The following is a 9,849-nucleotide window of genomic DNA, read 5'->3' on the forward strand; positions in this document are numbered from 1 at the left end:
TGCTGACCGCGGACTACTGGGTGAACCACGTCCGCCAGGCCGTCCGCTTCGCCGACGGCATCCGCCACCTCGACGCGCAGGGCGTCACCACCTACCTCGAGCTCGGCCCCGGTGGCGTTCTGTCCGCGATGGGACAGGAGACGACCGGCGACGCCGCGTTCGTGCCGGCCCTGCGGAAGAACCGGTCCGAGACCGATGCGGTGGTGGCCGCGCTGGCCGAGCTCCACACACACGGCACCGCCGTGGACTGGGAGGCGTACTTCGCCGGCACCGGCGCCCGACGCGTCGACCTGCCCACCTATGCCTTCCAGCGCCAGCACTTCTGGCTGGAGGAGAAGCCGGCGCTTCGCTCGACGCTCGCTTCGTCGGCGATGGACGAAGTGTTCTGGGAGGCGGTGCAGCGCGAGGACCTGTCCGCGCTGGATCTCAGCGGTGACGTTCCGCTGAAGGACGCTCTGCCCGTGCTGTCGTCCTGGCGTGACCGGCAGCGGCAGCGGTGGACCGTCGACGGCTGGCGCTATCACGTCACGTGGAAGCCCGTCGTTGCCGCTGATTCCGCTGCCCTCAAGGGGCGGTGGCTGCTGGTGGTGCCGGAGACGCTGGACGAGTTCACGGTCGAGTGGGCCTCCTAGTTCGAGAACGCCACCCGCGCCGCCCTCACCGACGGCCACACCGTCCTCATCGAGGTCAGCCCCCACCCCGTCCTGGCGGTGGGCCTGCAGGGCACCGTCGAGGACGCCGGCGCCGACGCCGCCGTCCTCGGCACCCTGCGCCGCGACGAGGGCGGCCCGGAGCGCTTCCTGACCTCCCTCGCCGAGGCCCACTGCCACGGCGTCACGGTCGACTGGAACACCGTCTTCGCCGGCACCGGCGCCCGCCGCACCGACCTGCCCACCTACGCCTTCCAGCGGCAGCACTACTGGCTGCCCATGCCCGGCGACGGGGCGGGCGACCTCGGCTCGGCGGGCCTCGACGGCACCGAGCACCCGATGCTCACCGCCGCCGTCCACCTGGCGGAGAACGACAGCCACGTCCTCACCGGCCGGTTCTCCACCCGGAGCCACCCGTGGATGGCCGAGCACGTCGTGATGGGGACGGTCATCGTCCCCGGCACCGCCTTCGTGGAGATGGCCAACCACGCCGCCCACCTGAGCGGTTGCGACACCGTCGAGGAACTCACCATCGAGGCCCCGCTCACCCTCGCCGACGACGAGGCCCGCCAGATGCAGGTGACGGTGGGCGCGGCCGACGGGACGGGCCGCCGCACCCTCACCGTGCACTCCCGTCCGGCCGGCGCCGACCAGGACGCGGACCGCTCCTGGCTCCGGCACGCCACCGGCGTCCTCGCCCCCGCGGACGCCCGCGACGCCCTGCCGTCGTACGACTTCACCGCCTGGCCGCCCGCCGGCGCGGTCGAGCTCCCCGTGGCCGGGTTCTACGACCAGGCCGCCCTGACCGGCTTCGACTACGGCCCCTTGTTCCAGGGCATCACCCGGGCCTGGCAGCTCGGCGAGGACATCTACGCCGACCTCTCCCTCCCGCAGGACGGCCGCGCCGAGGCGGCGGACCACGGCCTGCACCCGGGGCTCCTCGACGCCGCCCTGCAGTCCATGGGCCTGGGCGACTTCAAGCCCGGAACGGGCCGCGGCGAGGACGCGGGCAAGCCCCGCCTGCCGTTCGCCTGGCGGAACGTGACGCTGCACGCCACCGGGGCCTCCGCGCTGCGGGCCCGGCTCCTGCCCGTCGGCCCCAACGGCATCGGCTTCCAGATCGCCGACACCACCGGCGCCCCCGTCATCACCATCGGCGAGCTCGCGATGCGGCCCGTCGAACCCGAGCAGCTCAAGGCCGCGACCCGGCCCGCCGGGGACGACTCCCTGTACGTCCTGGAGTGGAACCCGGCACCCGCCACCGCGCCCTCGGCGCCGGCCGCCGGCGCGGACTGGGCCCACCTCGGCGCCCCGGAGGCCCCCTACACCGTGGCGGGCGCGCGCCCGGCCGCCTACGCGGACCTCACCGAACTGCTGGCCGCCCTCGACGCGGGCGCCGCCGTCCCCGGAACCGTCGTCGCCGAGGTCCGCGGCGCCGCCGGCACGACACCCGCCGCAGCCGCGCACGCCACGGCCGCGGCCACCCTCGACCTGCTCCAGCGGTGGCTCGCCGACGACCGCCTCGCCGACAGCGACCTGGTGGTCACCACCGTCGGCGCCGTCGCCTGCCGGCCGGGCGAGGAGGTCTCCGACCTGGCCGCCGCACCGGCCCGGGGCCTCGTCCGGTCCGCGCAGCCCGAACACCCCGACCGCTTCGTCCTCGTCGACACCGACGGCACCGAGGCGTCCTGGACCGCCCTGGCCGGCGCCCTGACGAGCGGCGGCACGGAGCAGCAGTTCGCGCTGCGCGACGGCGCCGTCCTCGTCCCGCGCCTGGCCCGGACCCCGGCGGCGCCCGACGACACGGCCCCGGCCGTCGACCCCGACGGAACCGTGCTGATCACCGGCGGCACCGGCGTCCTCGGCGGCCACCTGGCCCGCCACCTCGCCGCCGAGCACGGCGTCCGCCGCCTCCTCCTGCTGAGCCGTCAGGGCCCGGACGCCCCCGGCGCGGCCGGCCTGGTCGCCGACCTCGAGGCCGCCGGCGCCCACGCCGACGTGGTCGCCTGCGACGCCGCCGACCGCGACGCCCTGGCGAAGGTCCTCGACGGGATCGACGCCGCGCACCCCCTGACCGCGGTCGTGCACACCGCGGGCGTCCTCGACGACGGCGTCATCACCTCCCTCACCCCCGAGCGGCTCTCCGCGGTGCTGCGGCCCAAGACCGACGCCGCCTGGAACCTGCACGACCTCACCGCGGGCCACGACCTAGCCGCGTTCGTGCTGTACTCGTCCGCCGCCGGCACCCTCGGCAGCTCCGGACAGGGCAACTACGCCGCGGGCAACGCCTTCCTGGACGCCCTGGCACAGCACCGCCGCGCCCGGGGACTGCCCGCGACCGCCCTGGCCTGGGGCTTCTGGGCCGAGGCCAGCAGCATGACCGGGCACCTCGACGAGGCCGACGTCCGCCGCATGAGCGGCGCCGGAGTCGTCGGCCTCACCACCGCCCAGGGCCTCGCCCTGTTCGACCGGGCCCTCGCCCGCACCGACGCCCTGCTGCTGCCGCTGCGCCTGGACCTCCCCGGTCTGCGGGCCCGGGCCGCCGCCGGCGGACTGCCGGAACTGCTGCGCGGCCTCGTCCGCGACCGCGCCCGGCGCGCCGCCGAGGTGGGCGCGGCCCCCGCCGTCCCGCTCGCCCAGCGGCTGGCCGGCCTGTCCGAGGAGGAGCGCGACACCGTCGTCCTCGACCTGGTGCGCACCCACGCCGCCGCCGTCCTCGGCCACGCCACGCCCGACGCCATCGCCCCCCACGACGCGTTCAAGAAGCTCGGCTTCGACTCGCTGATCGCGATCGACCTGCGCAACCGGCTGAACGGCGTGACCGGGCTCCGGCTGCCCGCCACGCTCGTCTTCGACTACCCGACTCCAGTGGAACTCGCCGCCCACCTGAGGAACGAGGTGGTCCCCGACACCGTCGCGGACGCGGCCGCACCGGTCCTCGCCGAACTCGACCGGCTCGCCGCCGTCCTCGCCGGCATCGGCGACACCGGCCACCGCTCCCTGATCACCGAAAAGCTCAAGGGACTCGCCGCCCAGTGGGACACGTCCCAGGCCAAGGACGGTGCCGCCTCCGACGACACCGACATCGACGGGGCCAGCGACGACGAGATCTTCGAGTTCCTCGGCCGTGAGTTCGGCATCGCATGACCGGCCGCACCCGCCCTTCCCGGACCCCTACGGCACACATCCGCTTCGAGGAGCGACTCCACCATGACTGACGCATCGAAGACCGACGAACAGAAGCTTCGTTACTTCCTCAAGCGGGTGACGGCCGACCTCAAGGAAACCCGCGACAAGCTGCAGGAGACCGAGGCCAAGGCGCACGAGCCCATCGCCATCACGGCCATGAGCTGCCGCTTCCCCGGCGACGTGCGCAGCCCCGAGGACCTGTGGCGCATCGTGTCGTCCGGCACGGACGCCCTGTCCGCGTTCCCCGAGGACCGCGGGTGGGACTTCGAGGGCCTGTTCTTCAAGGACGACGACGAGCCCGACAAGTCGTACTCCCTCGAGGGCGGGTTCGTGTACGACGTGCCCCGCTTCGACGCCGACTTCTTCGGGATCTCGCCGCGCGAGGCCATCGCCATGGACCCGCAGCAGCGCATCGTCCTGGAGACCGCCTGGGAGGTCGTCGAGCGGGCCGGCATCGACATGGCATCGCTGCGCGGCTCCCGGACCGGCGTCTTCCTCGGCACCAGCTTCCAGGGCTACGGCGCCTCGATCGAGAACCCGCCGGAGGGCACCGAGCTCTACCTCGGCATCGGCACCACCATCAGCGTCGCCTCCGGCCGGGTCGCCTACAGCTTCGGCCTCAACGGCCCGGCGGTCACCGTCGACACCGCCTGCTCCTCCTCCCTGGTCGCACTCCACCTGGCCTGCCAGTCGCTGCGCAAGGACGAGTGCTCCATGGCCATCGTGGGCGGCGTCACCGTCATGGCCAACGCCGGGGCGTTCACCGAGTTCAGCCGCCAGCGCGGGCTCTCCACCAGCGGCCGCTGCAAGGCGTTCTCCGCCGACGCCGACGGCACCGGCTGGGGCGAGGGCGTCGGCATGTTCCTCGTCGAGCGCCTCTCCGACGCCCGCAAGGCCGGCCGCCGGGTGCTGGCCGTGATCCGCGGGTCGGCGATGAACCAGGACGGCGCGTCCAACGGCCTGACCGCGCCCAACGGCCCGGCGCAGCAGAGGGTCATCCGCGCCGCCCTCGAGGACGCGGGCCTGTCCACCGCGCAGATCGACATGGTCGAGGCGCACGGCACCGGCACCAAGCTGGGCGACCCGATCGAGGCCCAGGCGCTGCACGCGGTGTTCGGCAGGAGCCGCCCCGAGGGCCGCCCGCTCTGGCTGGGCTCGGTCAAGTCCAACATCGGCCACACCCAGGCCGCCGCCGGCGCCGCGGGCCTCGTCAAGACGGTGATGGCCCTCCAGCAGGGGGCGATACCGCCCACCCTGCACATCGACCGGCCCTCCGAGCACGTCGACTGGTCGGCGGGCGAACTGGCCCTGCCGTCCGAGCTCACCCCGTGGCCGGAGACCGGCGCCCCGCGCCGGGCCGGCGTCTCCTCCTTCGGCGTGAGCGGCACCAACGCGCACGTCGTCATCGAGCAGGCCCCGTTCGACGACCCGGCCCCGGAGGCCGTGCCGGCGTCCGCCGGGAACGGGCCCGCCGTGGTGCCGTGGGTGCTGTCCGCCAAGTCGGAGCAGGCGCTCAAGGCCCAGGCAGAGAGGCTGCTGGCCCACGTCCGGGAGAACCCGGGCGTCCCGGTGGCCGACACCGGCTACTCCCTGGCCGTGACCCGGTCCCGCTTCGAGCACCGTGCGGCGGTGGTGGCCGCCGGGCGGGAGGACTTCGAGGCGGCCCTGGCGTCGATCGTGTCGGGCGCGCCCGTACCCGGCGTGGTGTCGGGCGTGGCGGGACGCGGGACGCGACCGGTGTTCGTGTTCCCGGGCCAGGGCGCGCAGTGGGCGGGCATGGCCGTCGAGCTGCTCGAGTCCTCGCCGGTGTTCGCGGCGCGGATGGCGGAGTGTGCTGCGGCGCTGGCTCCGCACATCGACTGGTCGCTGCTGGAGGTCAGCCCCCACCCCGTCCTCTCCCTCGGCCTCCAGGGCACCGTCGAGGACACCGGCACCGACGCCGCCGTCCTGGGCACCCTCCGCCGTGACGAGGGCGGCCTGGACCGCTTCCTGACCTCCCTCGCCGAGGCGCACTGCCACGGGGTCACGGTCGACTGGGAGACCGTCTTCGCCGGCACCGGCGCCCGCCGCACCGACCTGCCCACCTACCCCTTCCAGCGGCAGCGCTACTGGCCGGAGTCCCCCGTCGCCGAACTGGCGGACACCCCCGACCCCGAGGACGCCCGCTTCTGGGAGGCCGTGGAGCAGGGCAACCTGGCGGCCCTCGCCGACGCCTTCGATCCCGCCGACGCCGAACTGCTGGACGCGGCGCTGCCCGCCCTCTCCTCGTGGCGGCGAAGGCGGCGCACCAACGCCACCATCGACTCCTGGCGGTACAGCCTCGGCTGGAAGCCGGGGACGGCCGCCCTCGACGCGCGCCTGACCGGCCGGTGGCTGGTCGTCGTGCCGGACCACCTGGACGCCGAGACGTCCGCCACGGCCGACACCCTCACCGCGGGGCTCCTCCGCCACGGGGCCGAGGCGGACCGGCGCACCCTGGCCGAGCTCGCCGCCCTGGAGGGCGTCGAGGACGTCGACGGCGTGCTCTCCCTCCTCGCGCTGGGCACCGCCGCCCACCCCTCCGCGCACCCCGAGGTGCCCGCCGGTCCCGCGGTGACGGTGGAACTGCTGCGCGCGCTCGCCGGTCTGGGGGCGACCGCGCCGCTGTGGGCCGTCACCCGCGCCGCCGTCCGGGTTGGCGTTTCGGACCGCGCGGTCGATCCGGCGCAGAGCGCCGTCTGGGGCCTGGGCCGCGTCGCCGCCCTGGAGCTTCCGCAGGGCTGGGGCGGACTGGTCGACCTGCCCGCCGGACTCGACGACCGCGGCGCGTCCCGCCTCTGCGGCATCCTCGCCGCGGCGGGCGACGAGGACCAGTGGGCGGTCCGCGACTCCGGCGCCTACGTGTGCCGCCTGACCCGTTCCCCGCTCGGCGGCCGTCCGGGCTCCCGGAACTGGACCCCGCGGGGAACCGTGCTCGTCACCGGCGGAACCGGTGCGATCGCCTCGCGGGTCGCGCGCCGGCTCGCCGAGACCGGTGCCGAGCACCTGGTGCTCACCAGCCGCCGCGGACCCGACGCGCCCGGTGCCCCGGAACTGCGCGACGAGCTCACCGCCCTGGGCGTCCGGGTCACCGTCGCCGCGTGCGACGTCGCCGACCGGGACGCGCTGGAGGCGCTCGTCGGCGGCCTGCGGGAGGCCGGCGAGACGATCACGGCGGTGCTGCACGCGGCGGGCGTCGACCGGGCCGGCGACATCCTGACCCTCGACGCGGAGCAGCTGCGCGAGGTCCTGGCCGCCAAGACGCTGGGCGCCGCCCACCTCGACGCGCTGTTCGACGACGACCCGCTCGACGCCTTCGTCCTGTTCTCCTCCAACTCGGGGGTCTGGGGCAGCGGCGGCCACGCGGCCTACGCGGCCTCCAACGCCTACCTCGACGGCCTCGCCCTGAACCGGCGCTCCCGCGGCCTGACCGCGACGTCCGTCGCCTGGGGCGCCTGGGACGGCGGCGGCATGTCCGGCGGCGACGCGGGCGAGCAGCTGGCCCGCCGCGGCCTCGCCGCCATGCCCGTCGAGCCGGCCCTCGAGGCCCTGCAGCAGGCCGTCGAGCACGACGAGACCTGCGTGAGCGTGGCCGACATGGACTGGGAGCGCTTCGCCCCCGTCTACTCCATGTCCCGGCCGCGCCCGCTGATCGGCGACATCCCGGAGGTCCGGCGCGCCCTCGCCCGCGAGGAGGACACCGCGCCCGACGCGCAGGCCGGCTCCTCCGCCCTGCGCGGCCGGCTCGACGGGCTCACCGCCGACCGCCGGAGGGAGGTCCTCCTCGACCTGGTGCGGGGCGAGGCCGCCGCGGTCCTCGGCCACCAGGACGCGGACGCCGTCCCGCCCGCCCGGGCCTTCCGGGAACTCGGCTTCGACTCCCTCACCGCCGTCGAACTGCGCAACCGCCTCTCGGAGGCCACCGGCCTCAAACTGCCGACCACCCTGGTCTTCGACCACCCCGACGCGACCCGGCTCGCCGCCTTCCTGGGCGAGGAACTCCTCGGCACCCGGACGGCCACCACCGTCGTGGACCGCGCCACCGGGTTCTCCGACGACGAGCCGATCGCCATCGTCGGCATGGCCTGCCGCTACCCCGGGGACGTGAGCTCCCCCGACGACCTGTGGCGCCTGGTCGCCGAGGGCGCCGACGCGATGGGGGCCTTCCCCGGCAACCGCGGCTGGGACCTCGACGCCGTCTACGACCCGGAGGGCCGCCCCGGAGCCTCCTACGTCGCCGAGGGCGGATTCGTCGCGTGCGCGGGCCACTTCGACCCGGCGTTCTTCGGCATCTCGCCGCGCGAGGCGCTCGCCATGGACCCGCAGCAGCGGCTCCTGCTGGAGACCTCCTGGGAGGCCTTCGAGCACGCGGGCATCGACCCGACGACCCTCCACGGCAGCCGCACGGGCGTCTACGCCGGCACCAACGGCCAGGACTACGCCCCGCTGCTGATGGCCTCGGCCGAGGGCGCCGACTCCACCCTCACCAGCAACGCGGCCAGTGTCCTGTCCGGCCGCGTCTCCTACACCCTCGGCCTCGAGGGCCCCGCCGCGACCGTCGACACCGGCTGCTCGTCGTCGCTGGTCGCGCTGCACCTCGCCGCCCAGGCCCTGCGCCGGGGCGAGTGCGACCTGGCGCTCGCGGGCGGCGTCACCGTCATGTCGACGCCGATGTCGTTCACCGAGTTCTCCCGCCAGCGCGGCATGGCGGCCGACGGCCGGGTGAAGGCGTTCGCCGACGCCGCGGACGGCACCGGCTGGGGCGAGGGCGTGGGCGTCCTCGTCGTCGAACGGCTCTCCGACGCCCGCCGCAACGGTCACCACGTGCTGGCGGTGCTGCGCGGCTCGGCGGTCAACCAGGACGGCGCGTCCAACGGTCTGACCGCCCCGAACGGCCCCTCGCAGCAGCGCGTCATCCGCGCCGCCCTCGCCGACGCGGGTCTGACCCCCGCCGACGTGGACGCGGTCGAGGCGCACGGCACGGGGACCACCCTGGGCGACCCGATCGAGGCCCAGGCGCTGCTGACGACGTACGGCCAGGAGCGCCCGGCGGACGGCCGTCCGCTGTGGCTGGGCTCCATCAAGTCGAACGTCGGCCACACCCAGGCCGCGGCGGGCGTCGCCGGCGTCATCAAGATGGTCATGGCGATGCGCCACGGCGTGCTGCCGCCGACGCTGCACGTGGACCGGCCGTCCGGCAAGGTCGACTGGTCCGCCGGCGCGGTCGAGCTGCTGACGGAGGCCCAGGAGTGGCCGGCCGCGCAGGACCGCCCCCGCCGGGCGGGCGTCTCCTCGTTCGGCGTCAGCGGGACGAACGCGCACGTGATCATCGAACAGGCGCCGGCCGAGGAGTCCACCGCCGATCCGGAGACGGTTCCCGTCCCGGCGGGTGCGGTGACGGTGCCGTGGGTGCTGTCCGCCAAGTCGGAGCAGGCGCTCAAGGCCCAGGCGGAGCGGCTGCTGGCCCACGTGTGGGAGAACCCGGACGTGCCGGTCGCGGACATCGGCTACTCGCTGGCGCTGACGCGGACGGCCTTCAGCCACCGGGCGGCCGTGGTCGCCGCGGAACGCGACGCCTTCGAGACGGCCCTGACCTCCCTCGTGGAGGGAGCGCCGTCCACCGCGGTCACCACCGCCTCCACCGCCGGCCGTGCCGCCAAGACGGTGTTCGTGTTCCCGGGGCAGGGCGCGCAGTGGGCGGGCATGGCGGTCGAGCTGCTCGAGTCCTCGCCGGTGTTCGCGGCGCGGATGGCGGAGTGTGCGGCGGCGCTGGCTCCGCACATCGACTGGTCGCTGCTCGATGTCGTCCGCAGCGGTGAGGGCCTGGAGCGGGTGGACGTCGTCCAGCCGGTGCTGTGGGCCGTCATGGTCTCCCTCGCCGAACTCTGGCGCTCCTACGGCGTCCAGCCCGCGGCCGTGATCGGTCACTCCCAGGGCGAGATCGCCGCCGCGGCCGTCGCCGGGATCCTGTCGCTGGAGGACGCGGCCAAGG

General features: G+C 75.2%; 2 protein-coding genes and 1 pseudogene. All 3 read left to right on the plus strand.

The window, feature by feature from the left end; all coding sequences use genetic code 11:
* A partial coding sequence (locus tag A2U95_RS02870) for a hypothetical protein (RefSeq protein ID WP_166020658.1) occupies positions 1-632 on the plus strand: 632 nt, incomplete at its 5' end.
* Positions 633-635: 3 nt separating this feature from the next.
* Positions 636-3,797: pseudogene (locus tag A2U95_RS02875) on the plus strand (type I polyketide synthase); the annotation flags it as partial.
* A 117-nt stretch (positions 3,798-3,914) separates the two neighbouring features.
* Positions 3,915-9,849: type I polyketide synthase (locus A2U95_RS02880; protein ID WP_420857014.1), on the plus strand; the 5,935-nt coding region annotated here is incomplete at its 3' end.

This window comes from Streptomyces chilikensis, from assembly GCF_001642695.1.
Taxonomy (GTDB): domain Bacteria; phylum Actinomycetota; class Actinomycetes; order Streptomycetales; family Streptomycetaceae; genus Streptomyces; species Streptomyces chilikensis.